The organism is Haloimpatiens myeolchijeotgali (assembly GCF_042688525.2).
Lineage (GTDB): Bacteria > Bacillota > Clostridia > Clostridiales > Clostridiaceae > Haloimpatiens.
The window spans coordinates 1651078-1675195 of record NZ_JBHWAB010000001.1; the positions used below are offsets into that span (position 1 = coordinate 1651078).

The 24118-nt window shown below is 26.1% G+C and carries 15 protein-coding genes; 11 read left to right on the forward strand and 4 right to left on the reverse strand.

Going from position 1 to position 24118, the window contains the following annotated elements:
- Positions 1–68 precede the first annotated feature (68 nt).
- The 5 genes from ACFIJ5_RS07470 to ACFIJ5_RS07490 all read left to right on the forward strand — a co-directional run bounded on the left by ACFIJ5_RS07470 (position 69) and on the right by ACFIJ5_RS07490 (position 7034).
- Entirely contained in the window at positions 69–1478 is a 1410-nt protein-coding gene (locus tag ACFIJ5_RS07470) for a hypothetical protein (protein ID WP_379805632.1), read from the forward strand.
- 153 nt (positions 1479–1631) lie between these two features.
- A complete protein-coding gene (locus ACFIJ5_RS07475) occupies positions 1632–3206 on the forward strand; it encodes a trypsin-like peptidase domain-containing protein (protein WP_379805634.1) in 1575 nt (524 codons plus the stop codon).
- Positions 3207–3257: 51 nt separating this feature from the next.
- Complete coding sequence (locus tag ACFIJ5_RS07480) at positions 3258–4538, forward strand: hypothetical protein (protein WP_379805636.1); 1281 nt, start codon at positions 3258–3260, stop codon at positions 4536–4538.
- A 2-nt stretch (positions 4539–4540) separates the two neighbouring features.
- Complete coding sequence (locus tag ACFIJ5_RS07485) at positions 4541–5749, forward strand: MBL fold metallo-hydrolase (protein ID WP_379805638.1); 1209 nt, start codon at positions 4541–4543, stop codon at positions 5747–5749.
- 565 nt (positions 5750–6314) lie between these two features.
- Positions 6315–7034 carry a M50 family metallopeptidase gene (locus ACFIJ5_RS07490; RefSeq protein ID WP_379805640.1) on the forward strand — a complete coding sequence of 240 codons (720 nt, stop codon included), beginning with the start codon at positions 6315–6317 and terminating at the stop codon, positions 7032–7034.
- 351 nt (positions 7035–7385) lie between these two features.
- Here the strand turns inward: ACFIJ5_RS07490 and ACFIJ5_RS07495 are convergent, their stop codons facing one another.
- The 4 genes from ACFIJ5_RS07495 to ACFIJ5_RS07510 all read right to left on the reverse strand — a co-directional run bounded on the left by ACFIJ5_RS07495 (position 7386) and on the right by ACFIJ5_RS07510 (position 10698).
- The gene (locus ACFIJ5_RS07495) at positions 7386–7574 is read right to left on the reverse strand and encodes a hypothetical protein (protein ID WP_379805642.1); all 189 of its coding nucleotides are present in this window, start codon (positions 7572–7574) and stop codon (positions 7386–7388) included.
- A gap of 206 nt (positions 7575–7780) precedes the next feature.
- The gene (locus ACFIJ5_RS07500; protein WP_379805644.1) at positions 7781–8587 is read right to left on the reverse strand and encodes an ExeA family protein; all 807 of its coding nucleotides are present in this window, start codon (positions 8585–8587) and stop codon (positions 7781–7783) included.
- Between the two features lies 1 nt (position 8588).
- The gene (locus ACFIJ5_RS07505) at positions 8589–10283 is read right to left on the reverse strand and encodes a DDE-type integrase/transposase/recombinase (RefSeq protein ID WP_379805646.1); all 1695 of its coding nucleotides are present in this window, start codon (positions 10281–10283) and stop codon (positions 8589–8591) included.
- A 19-nt stretch (positions 10284–10302) separates the two neighbouring features.
- Positions 10303–10698 carry a hypothetical protein gene (locus ACFIJ5_RS07510; protein WP_379805648.1) on the reverse strand — a complete coding sequence of 132 codons (396 nt, stop codon included), beginning with the start codon at positions 10696–10698 and terminating at the stop codon, positions 10303–10305.
- A 240-nt stretch (positions 10699–10938) separates the two neighbouring features.
- Between ACFIJ5_RS07510 and ACFIJ5_RS07515 the strand changes: the two genes are divergently transcribed.
- The 6 genes from ACFIJ5_RS07515 (at position 10939) to brxL (ending at position 24104) form a co-directional block, all read left to right on the forward strand.
- Positions 10939–11541 carry a DUF1819 family protein gene (locus tag ACFIJ5_RS07515; RefSeq protein WP_379805650.1) on the forward strand — a complete coding sequence of 201 codons (603 nt, stop codon included), beginning with the start codon at positions 10939–10941 and terminating at the stop codon, positions 11539–11541.
- Positions 11542–11552: 11 nt separating this feature from the next.
- Entirely contained in the window at positions 11553–12122 is a 570-nt protein-coding gene (locus ACFIJ5_RS07520) for a DUF1788 domain-containing protein (RefSeq protein ID WP_379805652.1), read from the forward strand.
- Positions 12123–12144: 22 nt separating this feature from the next.
- Positions 12145–15717 (forward strand): BREX system P-loop protein BrxC, encoded by a 3573-nt coding sequence (brxC, locus tag ACFIJ5_RS07525; protein ID WP_379805654.1) that lies wholly within the window; start codon positions 12145–12147, stop codon positions 15715–15717.
- A gap of 51 nt (positions 15718–15768) precedes the next feature.
- Positions 15769–19323, forward strand: a complete 3555-nt coding sequence (gene pglX, locus ACFIJ5_RS07530) for a BREX-1 system adenine-specific DNA-methyltransferase PglX (protein ID WP_379805656.1) — start codon at positions 15769–15771, stop codon at positions 19321–19323.
- Positions 19324–19480: 157 nt separating this feature from the next.
- Positions 19481–22033, forward strand: a complete 2553-nt coding sequence (pglZ, locus tag ACFIJ5_RS07535) for a BREX-1 system phosphatase PglZ type A (RefSeq protein WP_379805658.1) — start codon at positions 19481–19483, stop codon at positions 22031–22033.
- Positions 22034–22058: 25 nt separating this feature from the next.
- Positions 22059–24104: a protease Lon-related BREX system protein BrxL gene (gene brxL, locus ACFIJ5_RS07540; RefSeq protein ID WP_379805660.1), complete on the forward strand. Its 2046-nt coding sequence runs from the start codon at positions 22059–22061 to the stop codon at positions 24102–24104.
- Positions 24105–24118: the final 14 nt, after the last annotated feature.

The window sequence follows — 24118 nt, forward strand, 5'->3', positions numbered from 1 at the left end:
AGATGTAGATGACAATGTGTGTGGAGATAAAATAGATAGACATCATTTATTTAAGAAAGGAGAATAAAATGAAAATATTAGATAACGGTTTTCATTCTTTTAAAAATGCTATAAATTCATTACAATATTTAGAAAAAGCAAAGGATCAAAACTATGAATATACACTCAAGGAAATTATAATTTCTCTACATCATTCTGTTGAAACTTTATTTAAGTATATAATTAAGAGTACAAATGAGTATTTGCTTTATGAAAATGTTAATGATATATTTTCCCAAAAATCTAAGAATTTTATTGAAAATAAGAATAATGATATTAAATATCAAACTATTAAATTTATTGATGCGATTGATAGGGTAATTATATTAAAAAATGAGAAAATGTCATCTAAACAATACAATTTTTTTATAACATTAAATGAATATAGAAATGCATTAACTCATTTTGAACTAGAAACAGAAAATAAGCAAATTGAACATCTTATAGCTAATGTGTTACCCATTATTTATAGAATTTTAAAAAACAATATTCCGGAATTTAAAGAATTTGTCAAGAATAACAATTTACAAGCAAATGTAAATAGTATAATTAAGGAAGAATTAAATTGGAAATTAAAACAGCATATTAATTTAGTAAAAAAAATACAAAATGCAGATGCACAAATTAAGTATTATGATAGGAATCCAAAAGAAAAGGAAAAGTTTTTTAAAAATCATAATACGAAAGAGAAGAATATCAGTTATGAAAAATGTCCTTATTGTAATAAAAATACTTTTATTAGAACGGATACCATAATTATAGGCTTTGAAGAAAAAATATTTTCTGGTGAGTGTAAATTTTGTGGATTTAAATCAAGTAAAGAAAATGCCTTATTTATTTTTAATGATTTTTCTAGCTATGAATTATATTTAAATGAGTATTTTACGTATATTTTTGATATATTAGAAGAGACTATTTGTAATGAAAATAATTTGGACAAGATATTAGAGTTAGAAGAAATTAAAGTGTTAGGACAATTATATGAATCTAATAAAGAGGAAATAGAAGATGTATTTATACAAATAGTACAAAAGAAAGTTGAAGAACTATGTGAATATTTTGCGGAAGCATATTTTAATAAACATGTAAACGGATATGTGGAATATGGAGAAGAAATGTTGACTGAGGGTTCAGTTAGTATAGATTTATCATTAGATGATTTAGAATGTGATAATGAATTGGTTAATATTATAAATAATATATATGTTTTCACAAATGGAAATTTAGAATTTCTAGATGGTAAGGTGCAATACTCTAACGAATTTGAATATTCAATAATTTATCCTAATCCTAATTGGGATAATGAAGATACAGAAGGTCCTTGTTATATTCAGGCAGATTATAAATTTGATTCAAGTAATTTTTGGGGAGCATTTGATTTTGAACCATATGAAATATCAGATGATGAAGACGACGATAACAACATGTGGAGCATGTAATTGTGGTATATAAGGATTAGGAATAATTAAAAATACTTTGATATTTTATAGCTTAAATTAAATTTCACGAAAATATAAATTAATTAGTATTTATAAAGATAAAAATAGCAAATGAACATGTTAGAAAAAACATTGTATATAGGGAGGCAATTAATGTTGGATATAAAAAAATATATAGGTAAAATATGTTTAGAAGATGAATCGAAGCATTTAGGAACGGGATTTCTAATAGATAAAAATAAATTGATAACCGCAAAACATGTTTTTATAAATAATAATATTTCTGATGAAGATGAAAAAAATATAAAAATTTATTTTAAAGAGGTTGAAGAACAAGTTAAAGAAGTTGGTATTATAAAAATAATAAAGCATGAGAATAGAGATATAGTTATTATTGAATTAGATGAAGAAATGGACGAATATTTTAAAATGGATGTGTCAGATTTTCATAGTGGTGAAAAATTTATTACTTTTGGTTATTCTGCTAGAAAAAAAACATATGGTGAAAAGATATATGGTCAAATATTAATAGAAGATTTTAAAAATAATGAACAGTACGATTTAGATTTACATTGCCCAGATTTTCCTGCATTAAGTACTAAAATGTTTAAAGGAATTTCAGGAGCACCAATAATTTCAGATAAAAACTATGTTAAAGGAATGATTATTAAAAAACCTGATGGTACAGAATCATTTGCAGGAATAAAATTTTCTAAATCAATAGATTTTTTAAAATTTAATAATGTTGAAGTGAATTCTTTAGGGGGGGATATTCCTAAAGTTGATGATAAGTATATAAATAGAAAAAAATATGAAAAAGATATAATTGAATTACTTAGTAAAAAAAAGATTGTACAAGTTTATGGACTTAGTGGAATTGGAAAGACTCAGTTAGTAACACAAATTATAAATTCTGAAAAAAATAAATTTGAAAAAGTTTATTGGATTGATATAAAAGATCAAAATGATGGAAAAATTGATTTAAAAAAAGCAATAATATTTGGTAAGAATAAACCTATTAATTTAGAAGAGATTATTAAGAGGTATGAAACTTTAATAGTAATTGATAATCTTAATAATAATGCAGAAGATGTATTTGAAAGTTTTAACAATATCCAAGGTAATAGTTCTAAATTGATGATTACATCATTGGAAAAAGTTTTTGAAGAAGAATATACTTATAAGATAGATTATTTAACATTGGAAGAGGCTTATAAGCTATTTGAAAAGGAAAAGCTTGGGAAAATTAAGTCAGGGGTGTTAAAGTCGTTTTTAAATGAAATTGATAGGCATCCGCTATTATTAAGACTTATAATAAGTCTATTAAAAAGAGATAAAAATTTAAAATTAGAAGATATTCAGAATGATTATAAAAATATTCATAAAATAAAAGATAAAAATAAAAATTCGGTTTTTTTTAAGCGAATAGTAGGAAGATATATATATGATTATGAAGAAATTCTATCACATATAACAACTATTAATAATTTATTTATTGAAAAAAGTTTCATGAAAAAATTTGGAATTATAGAGTTGCAAGAATTAATATCTGCTTGTATAGTAAATGATAATAATACTTATTATTACTATGTTCACAAAATTGTATTAAATTCCTTAAAGGAAATATTAAAGGAAAATAAATATATTTTAGAGTTTAAAGAAGTATTAAAAGAGTATTTAGAAAAAAAATTAGATATTAGAGACATATATTATTTTAAATTTCTTTAGAATCACATAGAACTCATAGATAAGTTATTTAAAACAGAAAAAGATGACTATATGAAAGTACTATTATGTAATACTATTGCAAATTATAAAAATCAAGATAAGTTTTTGGATGAAGTTATAAAAAGTATAGATAACCTAGAGTTAGATTATACAAGGTATTATGATATAAAATTGTTTAGTGAAAAACTTGAATTTGAAGTTAGAAAATTGAAAAAGAAAGATAAAAAAGAAGGGATTAGTGAAAAAATTGAACAACTGAAAAAAATATTGAATATAAATTTAGATAAAGATATTAAAAATATACTTTTAATAAAGCATCATATTGGAAAATTTTATGTTTGGTTACAAGAATATAATGAAGCAGAAAAAATATTCGTTGAAATAAAAAATGTAGATAGTGAGGCATATAGCTCAGTTTTACAACTTTGTAGAATATATAAAAATTTAGCATCAAGTAAAAAAATTAAATATGATGAAAAAAAGGAATTTATTGATAAAGGTAAGGAGAATATAAAATATATTTTAGATGGAAATAATCAACCTATTACAGTTTTATTAAGTGCATATGAATTAATTTCAAAAAAACCTTTTTATGCTAAAGAATTAATAGAAGAGTACTTAAATAAAAGATTTGAAGAATTTGGTGATATCTTAAAAGAATCAATTAATAACGAATTTGATCAAACATATTTAGTACTTAAAGAATTTTCAGGTTGGTTGTCATATAATAAACCTAATTTTTATAAAAATTTATTGGAGTATTTAGAACCACCTGCATATATAAAAGAAAATAAAAAATTATTATTAGCTTATGGTCAAATATATTCAAAAGAATTTAGTAGAAAAAAATATCATAATGAAGAATTTGATAAGGAGTTAAATATAGCTGAAACTTATTTAAATCAGTATATATCAATGATTGAATTCGACAGAGAAAAATTTAACTTTAAGTTTTTAATCGATCTATATTTAGAGAGTAACAAGTTTAAAGAAGCAGATGAGTTAATAAATGAAATTTATGACAGTGAAAATCCGTACCATCTTAAATGGAAATGTATTATATATAGAGATAGAAATGATTTCGAAAAAGATTTGGACAAGTCTTTACAATTAATAGAGAAAGCTATAGATATTATTGAGCAAATTAGTAATAAAGGCAAATATTATATGGCTGCTTTTTATAATGAATATGCGGATACATTAAAGGCAATAGATGATAGTAAGTGCATACAAACTCTTAAGAAAGCACTATCTTTTAAGAAAGAAATAAGTGGAAATCTTAAAAGAGATTGGACTGAAAAGTTAGAAGAATGGGAAAAGGAGTTTGATTAAATATGAATGTTAATATAAAAGTTTTTCCAGCAAAAGGTGGAGATTCAATTTTAGTATCAATAGACAACCAAAAATATAATATACTAATTGACTCGGGATATAAAAGTACCTATTATGATTATATAATGGATGAAATGAAGTGCTTGGAAGATAATAACAAGCATTTAGATATATTTATCATAACACATATAGATAATGATCATATTTTAGGTGGAATAGAATTTTTAAAAAATAATAATTTAAAGAAAAATATTGAGATAGAGAATATTTTATTTAATGGGTATAGACAAATATTAAGCAAAAAAAACTTAGAGAAAAACTTAGATATTAATTATAAGTGTAGAATGAAAGAGATATCTTCAAGTAGGTATTTTAACACAGATGATTTTGAAGAAGATTTTGAAGAAGATTTAGCTGATGTTGGTTATTCAGAAGGTGAATCTTTTTCTGAACTATTATTAAAAGGAAAGTATAATATAAATAGGAATTATTATAAAGCTGTATTTAAACATAAAGATAATAATAAAAATGTTATAGAAATATCAAATAAAGTTAAGATGATAATCCTTACCCCAACACAAGATGATTTAAAAGATTTATTAGATGAATGGGAAAGATACTTAAAAACAGAAGGAATTGAACATGTTGTATGTAAAGAGTCAGAAGATGCTTTTGAATCTTTTGTTTCAAATTCTGATGATTTTCATGAAGGATTAAATGATGTTTCGAATACAATTTTTGACATAGAAAATTTGGCAAATAAAAATATTACTATAGAAAAAACTATAACAAATAAAAGTTCTATAAGTTTTATATTAATAGTAGAAAAAAAGAAATATCTTTTTTTAGGAGATGCTTATTCAGATGAGATTCTAAAATCACTAGAGGATTTATTAAAATACAATTTAATTGAAGATTTGGATTTTGAAGTATTAAAGGTGCCACATCATGGTAGTAAAAATAATATATCAAGTGGACTATTAAAAAAAGTAACTTGTAAAAACTACATTATTTCAACTAATGGAGCTCATGGGCATCCTAATAAAGAAACTATAGCTAAAATAATTAAATGGAATAATAAATGTAAAATATACTTTAATTATAAACTAGATATTATAGATGAAATTAAAAGATGTAGATCAAATAAATATAATTTTCAAATAATAAGTAAGGAGGATTATGATAGTGATATTTTAGAATTAAATTTTTAGATGGTGGAACTTTGAGCGGAATATGAATGAAATCATGCAAGATTTTTACTAATTAGAATCCGTTTTTTGATAATTAGTAAATAAAAGATAACTATTTTATAAATTAAAAACTATAGTATTAAAAAATTTAGTTATTATTATGAATTCATGGATTTTGATTTTATATTTGTTAAAAAGTAATTTATAAAAAAGTTAAATAAGGTTGGTAATGAAGGTAAAGATTATCTGAATCCTAGATTTAGGGATTGGCGGATTTTGTATAGAATTAATTAAGTTTTATAAAAAGAGGAATAAAAATGTTAAAGACAATGTGTTTCCTTTTAATTTCTTAAAACCCCTACATGCACGTTGAGACAGTGGTAAGGCTTAAAAGGGAACACAGGTAGCTAAAATATAGTAATATAAATGATTGAAGTCCTTGATGTGTTTATCTACATTCAAGGGCTTTTGTGTATGGGAACATATCTATAAGTTAAAGTAGTATGGGTAATATATACATAAAACTGATATAAATGAGAAAAATGGTTTGTCTATCATTACATTATTAATTATTTTAGGAGGATTTATGATAGAGATATTACTTTTTATTCTATATGCAATACTATGTTTTATAATTTCAAGTTCTGTTCATGAATTAGGTCATATTATTATTGGATTAATGCAAGGGTTCAAATTCTATTTATTTATAGCAGGTCCTTTGGGTTTTAAACGCAATGATAAAAATAAAATTGTATTTTATATAGAAAAGAATATTTCTCTTTGGGGAGGACTTGGAGCAACACTTCCACAAAATGATGATGTCAATAACTTTAAAAAATTTGGACGTGTCCTTTTAGGGGGACCAATTACCTCTATTATAGTTGGAGTTATATGTTTACCATTAGGTACAATTACAAAAAATATATTTTTATTTCTACTTGGTTCTATGTCATTAGCAATAGGAGTAGCGTGTTTAATTCCTGCAAGAAATGGAGCATTTTATACAGATGGTGGAAGATGGTTAAGAATGCATAAAAATGTATCAACAAGAACCGTTGAACTTGCAATTTGGAATTTAACACAAAGTGTAATTATTCATGACAATTATGAAAAACTAAATTATGATGAAATAATGATTTTGATAAACGATAAAGATGTCAGAACACAATATTTGGGACATTACTATGCTTACTACTTTTATAAAGACAACAATGATATTTTAAACATGGAGAAAGAAAAAATTCAATTAGAAAATTTGAAAAGAAAAGTGCCTAAGCAAATGACATCTATGTTTCGAATAAACTGACAAATAAATTTGATTAGTATAATGAGAAGAATGAAGAAGCAAGACTTTATTTTAAAGGGCAACGAAGGAATCAGAGTTTGAGGCGTGTGAAAAAGCAAGAGATTTTTTTTATGAACAGGAACTGTAACTAAACAATAAACCTTTACTTTTAAAAAAAAGAATTGACTCAATTAAAATAAAGGTATCAATTTGTTACTTTGGGGGATAGATAGGAAAAAGGTTTATATTAGTGTTATTAGTCATCTCAATTTGCAGCAACCGCGACAAGAAAATTTGCAGCAAAATATCTTTTAAAGCCGCAGGCAGTTTTTATTTATAATCAACAGCCTGCGGCATAAATTTTTGGAAAATTTATGCTAAATCTATTTCATCTGCGATAGCAGCCAGAGCTGAAGCAACAGTAATACCATCTACAGTTCCTATAACATTGGAAAGTTTTTCTGTATTATAAAACTCATCACTTAAACATGCTAAATGACATCCAGCTCCCCAATCAGGTATACAGGCAAAGTTTCCTTGAGAAGTTTTACCTACTAACACTAATATGCCTGAGCGGCTTTCTATTTTATTTCAAAATGACTGCCATAATTAATTATAGAACTTATTCTTCCAGTCCAGTTTTCTTTTCTTTTTTTATTTATACATTGAAAAATCATTTTTATACATCACTATCCTTTACTATAAATCAGAAATTAAGCTCATAATCTTCTGCCAAAGGCCTAGTTTGACTTAATTTATTATATTTTTTATTTTGCATAAGCTAACTTTTCCTCCACTATTTTTAGAATATCTTCAGTAATTATAGATTTTTTAAGTTTATAAGCTTCAAATATAGCTGCATAACATAATTGATTTATTTTTCTTGGAACTCCTGAAGTAAGACTATGTATAATTGGGAAACATTTCTTATCAATTATTGAATTTGCACACTTTGCCATATCAAGTTGATAATCAATGTATTCTTTAGTTTGTGCAAGACTTAATCCAGAGCATTCTAAGAATAAAGAGATTCTCTGTTTTAAAGGCAGATTTACTGAAAGATTAAGTTGATTTAGTAGTGGCGGTAAACCAGAAAGAATTAACGAAAAGTTTCCGCCTTCATCATAAAAACTTCGTATTTCATCAAACATTGGGATTGAAAGAGTATGTGCTTCATCAATAATAATGCAGTTGAATTTTCCTTGTGCATTTTCTTCATTAAAATAAGTTATAATTTGATTTTTTATATCATCAGCATTAAATGCAGGTTTTAACCTTAGCTTGAGAGCTAATGTTTTATACAGTGCTTTTTTATTTGGATTAGACAGTTCTGAACCAACTACTCTAAATTCAGAAGGATCAAGTTCATTTATAGAATAAAAAATCAGAGAACTCTTTCCTGTGCCGGAGGCACCAGTAACTACAGCAATTTGTCTTGAATAAAATACTGTAGAAATAACATCAGAGTTATTATTAAAATTTTCATACTGAAAACTTTGTTTTGATCTATTTAAAAATGGGATTTTGCTAAATTTAAAATTTTCTAGTATTGCTGTTTGAATTTTTGTATTCATATCATTTAACCTCCGGTTTGTGTTTTTCTAAATTTAATTTTGATAAATACATTATTTTTAATTGTGCTAAATAGTATATAAAATTTTTCTTGAAATCTGGTGTGTTTTCTTTAATATCTGTAAGGATAGATATTAAAATCTCACGATTAAATTCTTTAAAAGTGTCCCACAGCTCGTAGAGCTTTCCTTTTTCAGCAAAAGTAACAGAAGTTATATCAAGTAATTTTGAAACGATAGTTACAAATTCATTTTTATCTATAACATATGTCTTATCTTTAGGTGCTCTTGAAATGATTTCATCAGTAGTGCCTTTTACTGACTTTTCTTCTTTTGAAATTACTAAATCTTTGGATAAAGATACATTTATCTGTTCCTGAAGATATTTTTGATAATGACTTTTTATGTTACTTAAGTATTGTTTTGATATTTCGGAATTTACACATGGATCTTCTTCTAATTTTCTTACAGATTTATGTTTCTGTGTTTTAAGATCAATAATTTTTGCTATTCCAAAATATTTATCGAGGTAATATACGTGTACATAATCCAAGTGAAATGGATTATATCTAAGACCAATTTTCTTACCTACAAGTTTATTATCAATCTCATAAGTGTTACCTTCAAAGGAAATAACTCCATATTTATTAACAGTTCTTTCTGCATAATGTAGAAATATTTCATCAAGTTGCACTGGGGAGAAAAATCTTAATTTTGTTCCATTTTCTATAGAAAATTCCCAAGTTTTTATAGGTGTTTTTCCAAGTGAAGAATGAATTTTATCATGATATTCCGTTTTAAGCCATCCTTGAAACATATCATTTAGTTCCATTATATTTGTTACTTTATGCTCTTTAATTTCAGATACAAATGAACTTTGCACATACTTCCAAAACACTTCAATTTTCCCTTTCCCCTGTGGATGATACGGAGTTGAATATTTTAGAACGATACCAAGCTTTGCACAAATGAGTTTGAAATTATCGGAAATATATACTTTACCATTATCCACATAAAGACTTGATGGTGCTCCAAATTTTATGACTGCTTTTTTTAAACAATCTTCAAGTCTGGTTAAAGTTGCATCATAATAAAACTGACAGTGTAAAATTCTACGGGAGTGATCGTCGATAAAACCTATAAGATATACTAATTTACTTAAGCCATTGGCATCTGAAATATAAAATGCTTCCATAATATCAGATTGCCACATCACATTTACAGCCTTTTTTTCATGCTTCGCATAAACCCTTGTATCTTTAGAAAGGCTTTCTCTTGTATACCCATAAAAATTTAAAATTCTATTTACAGTTCTAACTTTCAAAAAGTCTTTATCAACTTTATTAGCAAGTTCAAGCATAACAATGATTTTCTGTGCAGAACGACAGGGAAGCTCTTCTTTTAATGCTAATATTTCTTTTATAATTTCTTCAGGTATAGAGGGATGTTTCCCCTTATTTGATTTTATCTTAGGTTTTAATCCTTCAAAACCATATTTTCTATAATTGGCATAGTAAGTATATATTGTTCTTTCTCCAATAGTAATAACCCGCCTATTTACAGGATCATGAAAGGTTTTATGCGCTAGCTGATAGGCTGTTTTTCTTATAGTTCCTGGTTTTGCTTCAAGTAACGGGAGAATAACTGAGTACCTAAAAAATGCGATAGCATCTTTTGTCTTGATACTTCCTTCAAACATTAAAATCACCTCATTTCTTTTATGAACTAATTGTATAAAAAATAAGGTGAGTATAAAAATAAAATTTTCTTGCTGTTTTATACCTATCGGTAAAATATTCTTCTATGTAATCAAAAACACTCTCACCCTTTCTTACATTGGTACTTATATACTCAATTAAATCTGTAGAAACTTTATTATACTTTACAACAAATGATGGAAATATGCTTATGTATTCTTTTTCGCCGGAGGCGTGCTGCCATAATAAAGTCTGTATTTTAATTCTTGAATACTTTAAATCATTTTCTACAGTATAATATATTCCACGTTCAAAAGTTCCATTTTTCTTGAGTTTATCTGACTTTGGTATATTTAATTCCTTGCGGATTGACCTTAAACAAATCCCTTTAAGATACTTTTTTTCATAATCTTTCAAAAAGTTATTGAAATCTATATTCAATTTTAGTATGATGTTCTTAGGGTTTTTGGTCGTACTTAAATCCTAGACAAAAAGCACAGGAAGTATTCAATACCTCTTGTGCTTTTTTTTCTTTATATTTATTACTGCTGATATTCTTGACTAAAAATAAGGATTTACTGCAAATGAAAATGTCCTCTAACACTCTTATTTAATAAAAAATATGTTAAAATATATGAGATAGAAGGAAGTGAATATATGAAAAATATAAATTATAGTGCTAAATTAACAGGAGAATCATTCTTATTATATGAATTTAAAATAGTAGCTAACTTAAAAAAAGAAGGCTTTTCGGATAAAGAAATAAGGAAAAGAGTGTTAGAAGAAAATTTATTTCAATATAAATTTAAATCAAGTATAAGTAGAAGATTAAGTCCATTAATCAAAAGAGTTAACTCAATAGATGATAACTTAATTAATATGTTACTTGAAGACCCATTGGGATATGGCGTTATAATAAATTTATATACCATAATGAAAAATGATAAATTATTTTTTGAATTTATGGATGAAGTTATACGAGAGAAAATAGAATATAACTATGGCTTTATAGAAAAAAAAGATATCAATGTGTTTTTTACATCAAAGGCAGAACAAAGTGAAATAGTGGCGGGATGGAGTGAACAAACTATTGCAAAATTAAAGCAAGTAATCTTTAAAATTTTATCAGAAGCAGGTATGATAGAAGATGTAAAAACAGGAAAACTTAACAAATTATTAATACCTATAGAACTTAAAGAATATTTACTAAGTATGGGTGAAAAACAATATATTAAAGCAATGGGAGAATATATAGAATAGAGGTGAATTGTTTGAAAAAAGTATCCTTAGGAGATAGACTCGAACAAATTATAAATGAATTAAACTCTGAGAACTTTATAAAAGGGAAAGGCCTTGGAAATGAAATAGAATATTATATTTTTGATTATGACCCTAAAGAAGAAATAATGGTTAGAGAATATGTTAAATACATAATAAAAGAGTTTAATAAAGTAAATTCTAATAGAAAAATAATAGAATTTGATTTATATAAAATGTTAATAGGATTTTTAAAGCAAGAAGGTGATTTTGAGCAAATAATTAATCTTGAAAATAGAGAAGGAAAAGAATATATATTAGAAGCTGTTGGGACCTTTGTAAATTCTGATATTTATTGTAAAATAATAAAAGAAAGGTCTGAAGATTTTGATATAATATTTCTGACTGGAATAGGAAAAGTATATCCATTTATGCGTTCTCATAATATTCTTAATAATTTACAGCAATATTTGAAGAAAAAGCCATTGGTTATGTTTTATCCAGGAGAATATAGTGGTCAAGATTTAAAACTATTTAAAAAATTTAAAGATGAAAACTATTATAGAGCGTTTCCATTAGTATAGATGCAAGAAGGGGGATACGAAAATGCTTATAAGAAATATGTTTGAAAAAGATATTTCTCGTGAAATTAGTGGAGTTATTAAAGCTTCCGAAATAGATGAAAATAAGATATATCAAGAATTAGAAGAATATGTAGTAACTAAGGAAGTATTAAAACACTTAAATAAATTTTACGAAAATTATAGTAAAGGTATAAGCGGAACAACTGATAAAATGGGTGTTTGGATTTCAGGATTTTTTGGAAGTGGTAAATCACATTTTTTAAAAATACTATCATACTTATTAGAGAATGAAAGCGTATTTGGTAAAAAGCCCATCGAATTTTTTAAGGATAAAGTTCAAGATGAAATGCTATATGCTGAAATGGAAAGAATATCAAAGATTAATACTGAGACTATCTTGTTTAATATAGACTCGAAGAATCCTATTAATAATAAAAATAAAGAAGATGCTATATTAAGGATATTTGTTAAAGTATTCAATGAACATAGAAATCTTTGTAGTGAAATTCCAGGCGTTGCTTATATGGAAGAACAATTAATGAAAGATGAAGTTTATGAACAGTTTAAAACAGAATTTATGAATATAAGAGGAAAAGAGTGGATGTATAGAAGAAACGCTTTCCTTTTAGATAAAGATTATGTAGCACAAGCTATATCTAAAGTTTTAAACATTTCTTTAGAAAGTGCTAATGAATATGTAAGAGATGGCGTAAATAATTACGAAATAAGTATTGAAAAGTTTGCAAAACAAGTTAAAGAATACATAGAAGGTAAAGGTGAGAACTTCCATTTAGTATTTCTTGTAGATGAAATTGGACAATATATAGGTGACAATAAAGATTTAATGCTAAACCTTCAAACAGTAGCAGAAGATTTAGGTACATACTGTAAAGGTAAAGTTTGGATAATGGTTACATCACAAGAGAGTATAGATTCTCTTGTAAAAGTAAAAGGAGATGACTTTTCAAAAATACAAGGAAGATTTGATACAAGACTTAGTATGTCATCAATTTCTGTTGATGAAGTTATAAAAAAGCGTATTCTTGAAAAAGATGAAAATGCGGTATTACTTTTAAAAGATTTATATAGAGAAAAAAATGCTATATTAAAAAATTTAATTAATTTTGAAAATGCGAGAAAAGACCTTTTAAGTTATGCAGATGAAGAGGATTTTGTAGAAGTATATCCTTTTATTCCATATCAATTTAAAATACTTCAAAGTGTATTTGAGCAAGTTAGAAAGCATGGCTCTTCTGGTAAACATTTATCTGAAGGGGAAAGGTCTATGATTTCTGCATTCAAAGAATCAGTTTTAAAATATGCAGATAAAAAAGATGGTATATTGATACCTTTTCATGCCTTTTATAATACAATTGAAGAGTTTTTAAATCCTTCAATTTCAAGAGTTATAGAAAGAGCATCAAAGAATCCAGAACTTAAAGAAAATCCTATGAATATACAGCTATTAAAGCTATTATTCATGATTAAGTATTTAAATGATGAAGTACCTTCTAATTTAGAGAATATAGCTACATTAATGATAACCAATATAGATGAAGATAAACTACAACTGAAAGAAGAGTTAAAAAAGTGTTTAAGAAAGCTTCAATCACAAACTCTTATACAAAAAAATGGAGATAATTATATATTTTTAACTGATGATGAACAAGATGTTAATAAAGATATTGAAAATGAGATAATAGAAGATGAAACTTTAAGGAAAGAAATCATAAAAGATATATTTAGTGGGATATATGATGCTCCTAAATATAAGTATTCAAAAAATTATTCTTTTACATTTAATAAGAAATTAGATGATATAGGAATTGGAAATCAAACAAGTAATCTATGCATAAATATATTAACACCACTTTGTGATAGCTTTTATAAAAGTGATGAAGACCTTATATTAAAATCTTTTACAGATAAAGAAATAATTATTAAACTTACAGACGAGGATGAATTTATAGAAGAACTAAGAGAAGCATTAAAAATAGAATCATATGTTAGAAAGAAAAATATAAGTTCACTTCCAGAAAATAAACAAGCAATAATAACAATTAAGCAAGGTGAAATGAGATTAAGAAAAAGTAGAGTAAAAGATTTATTAGAAAAAGCACTTGTGCAAGGAAATTATTATATAAATGGTGAAAAAGCACAAATAAAAGGAAGTTCAGCAAGAGAAAAAATCAATGCAGGATTTAATCTTTTAACAAATAGTGTTTTTAATAAATTAGGATATATTAATGTTAATATATCAGATGAAGCTGAGATAGTAGCATTACTAAAAAACAATATAGAGCAATTAGGATTTGATGCAGTAGACCAATATGACAATGCCTTAGCAGAAAAAGAAATCTTTGATTTTATATGTTTTCAAGAAGAAAATCATCAGCAAATAAGAATGAAGATAATTTTAAATAGATTTAGTGATGCTCCATATGGATGGAATGAAATAGATATTGCAGGTGTAGTTTCAAAACTTTTAAAGAAACAAAATATAAACATTATGTTTAATGGTGAATTTTTAGAACCAGAAAACCCTAATAAAGTATTAGATGCTTTAACAAAAACAGCAAATGTAGATAGGGTTATAATTAATAAAAAAATAAAAGTAGATGAAACTCTCATTAGAAAAGTAAAAACTATATGCTTAGATGCATTTGGAAGTATTAATTTGCCAGATGACGAAGATTCTATAATAATAGTAATCAAAGATAAAATAAGTAAAGAGGTAGAAAAAATTAATTCTTATTTAAATAAATATGAAGGTAAAAAATATCCAGGAAAAAGTTTATTTCAAAAAGGACTTAGTATATTTAGAGAAATTACTGATCATAGAGATAATTTAGGATTTTTTACAGAGATAAAAAATAAAGAAGATGAACTACTTGATTGGATAGAAGATGTAGTTTATGCAGTAGATTTCTTTAAAAGTCAAAAAGAAATATTTGATAAAGGCTTAGAGATTTCTAAAAAATGTGAAGATAACAAAGACTATTTAGAAAAAGATTTATTAGATGAAGTAGCTAAGTTAAATGAAGTACTAAATGACCCTATGCCATATAAAAAAATAAGAAATATATTAGATATAGTTTCTAATATAGAAAAAGGATTTAATTTAATAATTGAAGATAAAAAAGAAAAGGCTAAAGAAAGAATAAAAAATGATTACGATTATTGTTTATTAAAATCAAATCAGTATGGAGTTAAAAGTAGAATAGCAGAAGCTATAAAAGTATTTTATGATAAACAACTTAATGATATAGAAAATTATAAAGATATTTATAGATTAGATGCTTCTATAACCATAAGTTCAAATAAAAGAGAATATTTTGAGGGGCAAATAGACAATGAAATATCAGCATATAAGAAGATATTAGAGGAAGAAGCAAAGGAAAATACAATAAAAGAAACTAAAGAAGAGATTAAAATACCACAAGTAAAACCTAAAAAAGTTGAAAAAATAACAGTTTCTAAATTAGTAGATATTAAATCTTTAAAAACAGAAGCTGATATTGAAGTGTATATAAGAGAGCTTAAAAATAGACTTACATCAATAATAAAAGAAGATAAGGAAATAGAGATTGAGTAAAAGGAGATAAAATTATATCTCCTGTTTTCTTGATATATGGAGGGTTAAGACATGGATAAAAATATACTGAAGAGTTTTGCTATGGAATCGAGAAAAGAGCTAATAGATAAAATAAAAGTAAAGACTCGTCAATATGGTATAGAAAAAGATAGCATAAAAAATTCTAATATAGTAAGTAGTGATTCTATAGTTATTAATGGAAGACCACTTAGTAAAGATGAAAAATTACAAAGAGAAAAGCTTATAAAAAAAATAGAAGTTATAAATGAAAAAGGTGATGACGGATACAAGAGTATAATTGAAGAAGTTGCATATACTTGGTTCAATAGATTCACAGCATTGAGATTTATGGAAGTAAATAATTATATGCCTACAAGGGTTAGAGCTTTATCATCTGCTACTGAAGGAAGTGTTGAACCTGACTTAATAAAAGAAGCGAGTAATGTAGACCTTCCAGTGGATAAACAGAATATATATGAAATGAAGTTAAATAATGATATGGAAGGGTTATTTAAGTATATGATAATAGCTCAATGTAACGCTTTAAATGAAATTCTTCCATTCATGTTTCAAAAGATAGGACATTATACTGAGCTATTGCTTCCTGATGGTCTTTTAAATGAAGGAACCTTTGTTAGAAGACTTACAGACACTAATCTTATACCAGAAAGTGACTGGGAAAATGTAGAGATTATAGGATGGCTTTATCAGTATTATAATTCAGAAGAAAAAGATAGGGTTATAAAGGCTAAAAAGAAATATACAAAAGAAGAAATACCATTTGCTACTCAGTTATTTACACCTGATTGGATAGTTAGATATATGGTTCAAAACTCATTGGGTAGATACTGGGTAGAATCTCATTCAGAGCATAATGAATTAAAAAAAGAATGGGAATTTTATCTTGAAAATCCTAATCCAGAACCAGATTTTGAAGAAAAATTAGCTCCATATATAAACAAAGAGTTAAAGGTAGAGGATATTAAGTGTTTTGACCCTGCTTGTGGTTCAGGACATATATTAGTTTATATGTTTGATGTATTGTATCAAATATATGAAAAATGTGGATATATGAACAGAGAAATTCCAAGGCTTATTATAGAAAATAACCTTTATGGACTTGATATAGATGATAGAGCTTACCAACTTGCTTGTTTTGCTGTTATTATGATGGGAATGAAATATAATAGAAGGCTTCTTAGAAGTATAGAAAGAGAAGGAATAAAGATTAATATAGCGTCTATACAAGAAACTAACAACTTAAATGATAATGATATAGCTTATATATCTGGAGAAGAATCAGGAGAAAATTACGATAAGACAAAAGCATTTATAGAACAGTTTAGAGATGCTAAAATAATTGGTTCACTTATAAAGGTAGAAGAATTTGATAAAGAGTTTTTAGAAAAAAGATGTGATTATATATCAAATAATCCAGTAGATAAAATAGATTATCAAGCTTCAAAGAATAAACAAGTAGAGGAATTGTTACAAAAGTTAATAAAACAAGCTGATATAATGAGTAATATATATGATATTTTAGTAACTAATCCTCCATATATGGGAATTAAATATATGAATCCAATTTTAACTAATTTCATAAAAAGCAACTATAAAGAAACAAAATCTGATTTATTTTCAGCGTTTGTGGATTATTGCATGAAGAAAGTTAAAAATAATGGGCATTTAGGATTTTTAACACCTTTTGTTTGGATGTTTATATCATCTTATGAAAATTTAAGAAGATATATAGTTAAAAATAAAAATATAAGTTCACTTATTCAATTAGAGTATAATGCTTTCCCAGAAGCTTGTGTTCCAGTTTGTACATTTACAATTAGAAATTATAATATTGATTTATCAGGTGAATATATAAAGTTGTCTGATTTTACAGGAAGTGAAAACCAGTCAATAAAAACATTAGAAGCAATAAAAAATTCACAAATTAAATATAGATATACTGCTTTTAGTAAACAATTTAATAAGGTATCAGGAACTCCTATTGCATATTGGGTGAGTGACAAAGTTCATAAAGTATTTGAATGTTTTAATAAATTAAGTAATATTGCTGAACCAAAAGTAGGGTTGCAAACTGGAGATAATGATAAGTTTTTGAGGTATTGGAATGAAGTTAATTATAATAAAATAGGATTAAATTTTTGTTGTAGTGACGAAATTGAAAAAAGCAAACTAAAGTGGTTTCCATATAATAAGGGTGGAGAATTCAGAAAATGGTATGGAAACAATGCCTATATTGTTAATTGGGAAAAAGATGGTATAGAAATTAAAAATTTTAAAGATTCAAATGATAAATTAAGGTCGAGACCGCAAAATACTAAATTTTATTTTAGACAAGGAATTACTTGGTCGTTTATTAGTTCTACTAACTTTGGAGTTAGATATTCACCTAACGGATTTATATTTGATGTTGCAGGGTCATCTGTTTTTCCTAAAGACGAAGATATTTATTATTTGACTGGATATTTAAATTCAAAATTAACTTTTCAATTTTTAAAGACTCAAAATCCTACTATGAACTTTCAAGTGGGAAATATATCTAATTTACCAGTTATTATAACAGATGATAATAATCTAAGAAATAAAATAGATGAATTAGTAAAGATAAGTATAAGTATTTCGAAAAAAGACTGGGATTTTTTTGAAATTTCATGGGGGTTTAAAAAACATCCTATTTTAACTTATAAAATTAATAATAATAATAAAGTAGAAGAAACATTTAATAATTGGTATCAATTTGCTGAAAAACAATTTCGTAAGTTAAAAGAAAATGAAGAAGAACTAAATAAAATTTTTATAGATATATATGGTCTTCAAGATGAAATGACTCCAGAAGTTGAAGAAAAAGATGTTACTATAAGAAGAGCTGATAGAGAAAGAGATATTAAATCATTTATATCTTATGCAGTAGGCTGTATGCTTGGTAGATATTCTTTAGACCAAGAAGGGCTTGTATATGCTGGAGGAGAGTTTGAATCTTCAAAATATAAAACATTTAAAGCTGATGAGGATAACATCATACCAATACTTTCAGATAGTTATTTTGAAGATGATATAGTAGCTAAGTTTGTGGAATTTGTAAAAGTTACTTTTGGAGAAGAAACTTTATCAGAAAACCTTAATTTTATAGCTGAAATACTTGGAAAGAAGGATAATGAAACAGCAAAAGATACTATAAGAAGATATTTCCTTAAAGATTTCTTTAAAGACCATGTTCAAACATATAAGAAGAGACCTATATATTGGTTATTTACATCAGGAAGACAAAAAGCTTTTAATTGTTTAATTTATATGCATAGATATGATAAAACGACTTTATCAAGAATAAGAACAGATTATTTACATGAACTTCAAGATAGGCTTGATACAGAAAGAAAATCTTTAGTAGATGTAATAGATGGAGATTATAGTACTAAAGAAAAGCGTGATGCTAAGAAAAAGCTTACAGCTATTGATAAGCAAATAGATGAATTAAAGAAATATGATGAAGTTTTACATCATATGGCAGATAGTCAAATAGAAATGGATTTAGATGATGGAGTAAAAGTAAATTATGAAAAATTCAAAAGTTTGTTAAGTAAAATATAAATAAAAATAAGATTTAAACAACTGAGTTTATATAATTAAATAAGAGGCATAGAAAGTTTTAGTGTTTCTTGTAAAGAGTATATGTAAAATCCCTGTTATAAAGGTTATAATTATAATAGGGATTTATTTATGTAAATGAGTGATAAGGAGCGTAAAAATGGCTAATATTGATATTATAGAAGCTTTAAAAGAAGAATTTAGTGAACCACTAAAATCTTATGAAAAACGAAAAATAGTTTTTTGGAATGATTATGAAAAAGAGTTCGAAGATATAATAGATGAAATAAATATTGAAGGGGTTAAGGTACATAAATTAAAAGAAAACAATAATTTTTATACCAAGTATTTATTGGAGGAAGAAGATACAGAATCTAATTTTTTAATATATAATACTGTAAAAATTACAAATGATAGAGATAATTGGATGCTTGATACTATGCTTTATTCTTCACAATTTTATGCAGATAAAGCTTCATTAATAATGAAGGAGCTTAATATAGATATTTTTATAAGAAAAGAATTTATAGCTTATAAAGAATTTTTTAATGCAATTGAAAGAAGAAAAAAGTTTAGTAAATATGGAGAAAAAATAAATAATCAAGAACAACTTGAACTATCTATTTTGGGAGCTTTGAGTAATTCCAAGAGCATGGATTTTGAAGAAATTTTAAAAGCTGTACTTAAGGAGTCTTTAATAGAGAGTGAAAATAAGTTTTATATAGCTTTTGAGAAATATAATATAGATAAAGCATTTTGGAAATATACTTCCTTAAAATATGGTTATGAAGGTAAAGATAAATCATTAAAGAAGTTGTTTATATATTTAATATCTACTGCTTTAGGTGGTTTTATAAATGAAGATAAGTTAAGCAGAATAAGTGATTTTATTGGAAAGAATAAACCTAATTGTCTTATTTTTATTGACCACTTCCAAAATCATAGAATAGATTATGAAAAATATGATGAACTATCAGAAATATATGAAGAAGAAACGAAAATAGCTGATATTATTGAAGAATTAGATGTTGACGATTATAAAGAGATAGATATACTAAAAGTCTTTGATAGGGAAATAATTAAGTATATAGTAAGTTCTTTAGAAAATAAGATAGAAGATTATGAGATATTTATTGAATTAATAAAAGGCAGAAGAACAAAACATTTTTACAAGAATTACAAAGGGATTTATGAAGCTTTGTTAAATGTAGTAGAAATGTATAGATTCTATAAGACTTATAATTTAGGTATATTACCTAAAAATAATGATAAATTGTTCAAAGAATATGCAAATGAATATTACAAAATGGATACTTATTATAGAAAATTTTATTATTTTTATGATTTGCAACCAGAAAGTAATGTAATAAATAGGCTAAAAACTTTAGCAGAGAACTTATATGCAAATTGGTATTTGACTGCAATAGGTATTAATTGGACATCTTCTATAAATGAAGACATGAAAAAAGATTGGTCTATACCTGGTATTATCAATCAAAGAGAGTTTTATAAAACTTATGTAAACCCTATGATTTCAAATGGAGACAGAGTATTTGTTATTATTTCAGATGCATTAAGGTATGAAATAGGAGTGGAAATAGCAGAAAAATTAAATGAAAAAGTAATTAATTCTACTCAGATTCATCATAGTCTTTCAACTATTCCATCTATAACAAAACTTGGTATGGCATCTCTTCTTCCACATAATAAAATTCAATTGAAAGATGATGGAAGAGCATTTGTAGACAATATTGATAGCAGTGGTTTGGAAAATAGAAATAAAATACTAAAAAATAATTTTGAGAATAGTATAGCTGTAGATTTTCAAAAATTACCTAAGAGCAAAACTGAATTTATAGAAGAATTAAAAGGATACAAACTTGTTTATTTTTACCATGATACAATTGATGCTACTGCTGATAAAGGAGCTACAGAAATATATACTTTTGAAGCAGTACAAAAAGCAATTGATGAGATAATGGACTTAATTCATAAGATAACCGAGTGGCTGGGTGGTGTAAATGTGTTAATAACATCAGACCATGGTTTTATATATCAAAGAAGTGATTTAGAGGAAAGTGATAAGATTTCAAAAGAAGATATGTCTTTCATTGATAGAAATAGAAGAAGTTTTATATCAAAAGAAGATGTAGAAAATGATAATCTTATAAAAGTAAATATGTCATATCTTTTAGAGAATAAAGATGTATTTGCATACATGCCTAAATCACATATAAGATTTAAAGTTCAAGGAGAAGGAGCTAAATTTGTGCATGGAGGGGCAACACTTCAGGAATTAGTTGTCCCAGTTGTGGCTTTTAAAAATATAAGAAGTAGCTATAAAAATAGCATAAAAGCTGAAAAAGTAAAAGTGAAACTTACAAATGAAGTAAGAAAAATAACTAACAGTATATTTACTCTGAATTTTTTCCAAACAGAAAGTATTAGTGAGCAGGTAACTCCGGTTAATTTAGAAATTTATATGAGTGATAGTGATAGAAATATTATATCGAACATTGAAAAAATAATTGCTGATTTAACGACTGATAGACCAGAAGAGAGAACTATAAAAACTAAATTAACCTTAAAACCTATGAATTATGATAAGAATAAGAAGTATTATCTTATAATTAAAGATAAAGAATCGGGAGTAATTTTAGAAGAAATACCTTTTACAATAAGTTTAGGAATAGCAAGTGACTTTGATTTTTAAAAGTTAGAAGAGGTGTAAAATAGACATGGAAAATGAAGGAATATCTTTAGATTTAGATAAAAAACTTAATAAATATTTTGCAGGAAGAGTTGTAAGAAAAGATTTAACAAAATCAATGAAACAGGGATATAATGTCCCTGTTTATGTTCTTGAATATTTACTTGGAATGTACTGTGCAACAGATGATGATGACAGCTTACAAGAAGGAATTGAAAGAGTAAAGAAGATTTTATCAGATAACTATGTTAGACCTGATGAAGCTGAAAAAGTTAAGTCTAAGATTAGAGAGTTGGGTCAATATACCATTATTGATAAAATTACAGTTAAATTAAATGAAAAGATAGATATTTATGAAGCTGAATTTTCTAATTTAGGATTAAAAAATGTTCCCATAGCTCCTTTCTATGTTAAGGAATTTGAGAAACTTCTTGAAGGGGGAATATGGTGCATATTAAAGATGGAATATTTTTTTGATGAAGAAGTAAAATCAAAAAGTCCTTTTAGTATATCAAGCTTAAAACCAATACAAATGCCTAATATGGATTTAGAAGAGATATTAGAAGGAAGAAAGCATTTCACTAAAGATGAATGGATAGATATATTAATTCGTTCTACAGGAATGGAAAGCACTCAATTACCTTATGAAGTAAAGTGGCATATGCTTGAGAGACTTGTTCCACTTGTTGAAAATAATTATAACTTATGTGAACTTGGACCAAGGGGAACAGGAAAGTCACATGTATATAAGGAATTATCACCTAATAGTATACTTGTATCAGGCGGACAAAGTACAGTAGCTAATCTTTTTTATAATATGTCCACAAGAAAAATTGGACTTGTTGGTCTTTGGGATACTGTGGCATTTGATGAGGTAGCTGGAATAAGATTTAAAGATAAAGATGGTATTCAAATAATGAAGGATTATATGGCATCAGGGTCTTTTGCAAGAGGAAAAGAAGAAAAAAATGCTTCAGCATCTATGGTTTTTGTAGGAAACATTAATCAAAGTGTTGATTCTTTAATAAAGACATCACATTTGTTTGCTCCATTTCCAGAAGAAATGGCCAATGATTCAGCTTTCTTTGATAGGATGCATTATTATTTACCAGGATGGGAAATACCTAAAATGAGACCAGAACTTTTAACTGATAGATATGGTTTTATAGCAGATTATGTATCAGAGTTTTTTAGAGAAATGAGAAAGCGTTCATTTACTGATGCTATTAATAAGGATTTTAAGCTTGGCAATAATTTAAACCAAAGAGATGTTATAGCTGTTAGAAAGACAATATCAGGATTGATAAAACTGATATATCCTAATGGAGAGTTTACCAAAGAAGATTTAGAAGAAATATTAAAGTATGCTCTTATAGGTAGGAGAAGGGTAAAAGAACAGTTAAAGAAGATAGGTGGAATGGAGTTTTATGATGTTAATTTTTCTTACATAGATATAGAAACTATGCAAGAAGAATATGTATCAGTTCCTGAACAAGGTGGAGGAAAGTTAATTCCAGAAGGATTAGGAAAACCAGGACATGTATATACTGTAGGTCATTCAGGTTCAATGATAGGTGTATATAAAATAGAGAATCAAGTGGTTTCTGGAAGTGGTAAGTTTGAAAAATCGGGAGTAGGCTCTGATAGAGAAGCAAAAGAAAGTTTAGATACTGCTTTTAGATATTTTACTGCAAATAGTAAGAGTATAAGTGCATCAATAAGCACTAAAACTAAAGATTTTTTAATGCATATAAGTGATTTACAAGGGATTGGTCTTACTAATGAACTTGCTGTTGCTCAATTTATAGGACTTTGCTCAGCTTCATTAGAAAAGCCAGTTCAAGAATCTATGGTTGTATTAGGAAATATGAATTATGGTGGAACAATAATGGAAGTAGAAGAATTTGCAAATTGTTTACAAGTATGTGTAGATGCAGGTGCAAAAAAGGTATTAATTCCTGCATCAGCAGTAGTGAAATTTCAAACAGTTCCTCCAGATTTATTAATAAAGGTTCAGCCTATATTTTATTCTGACCCTATTGATGCTGTATTTAAGGCATTAGGAGTTAGTTAATAGCAGAAAAGGGG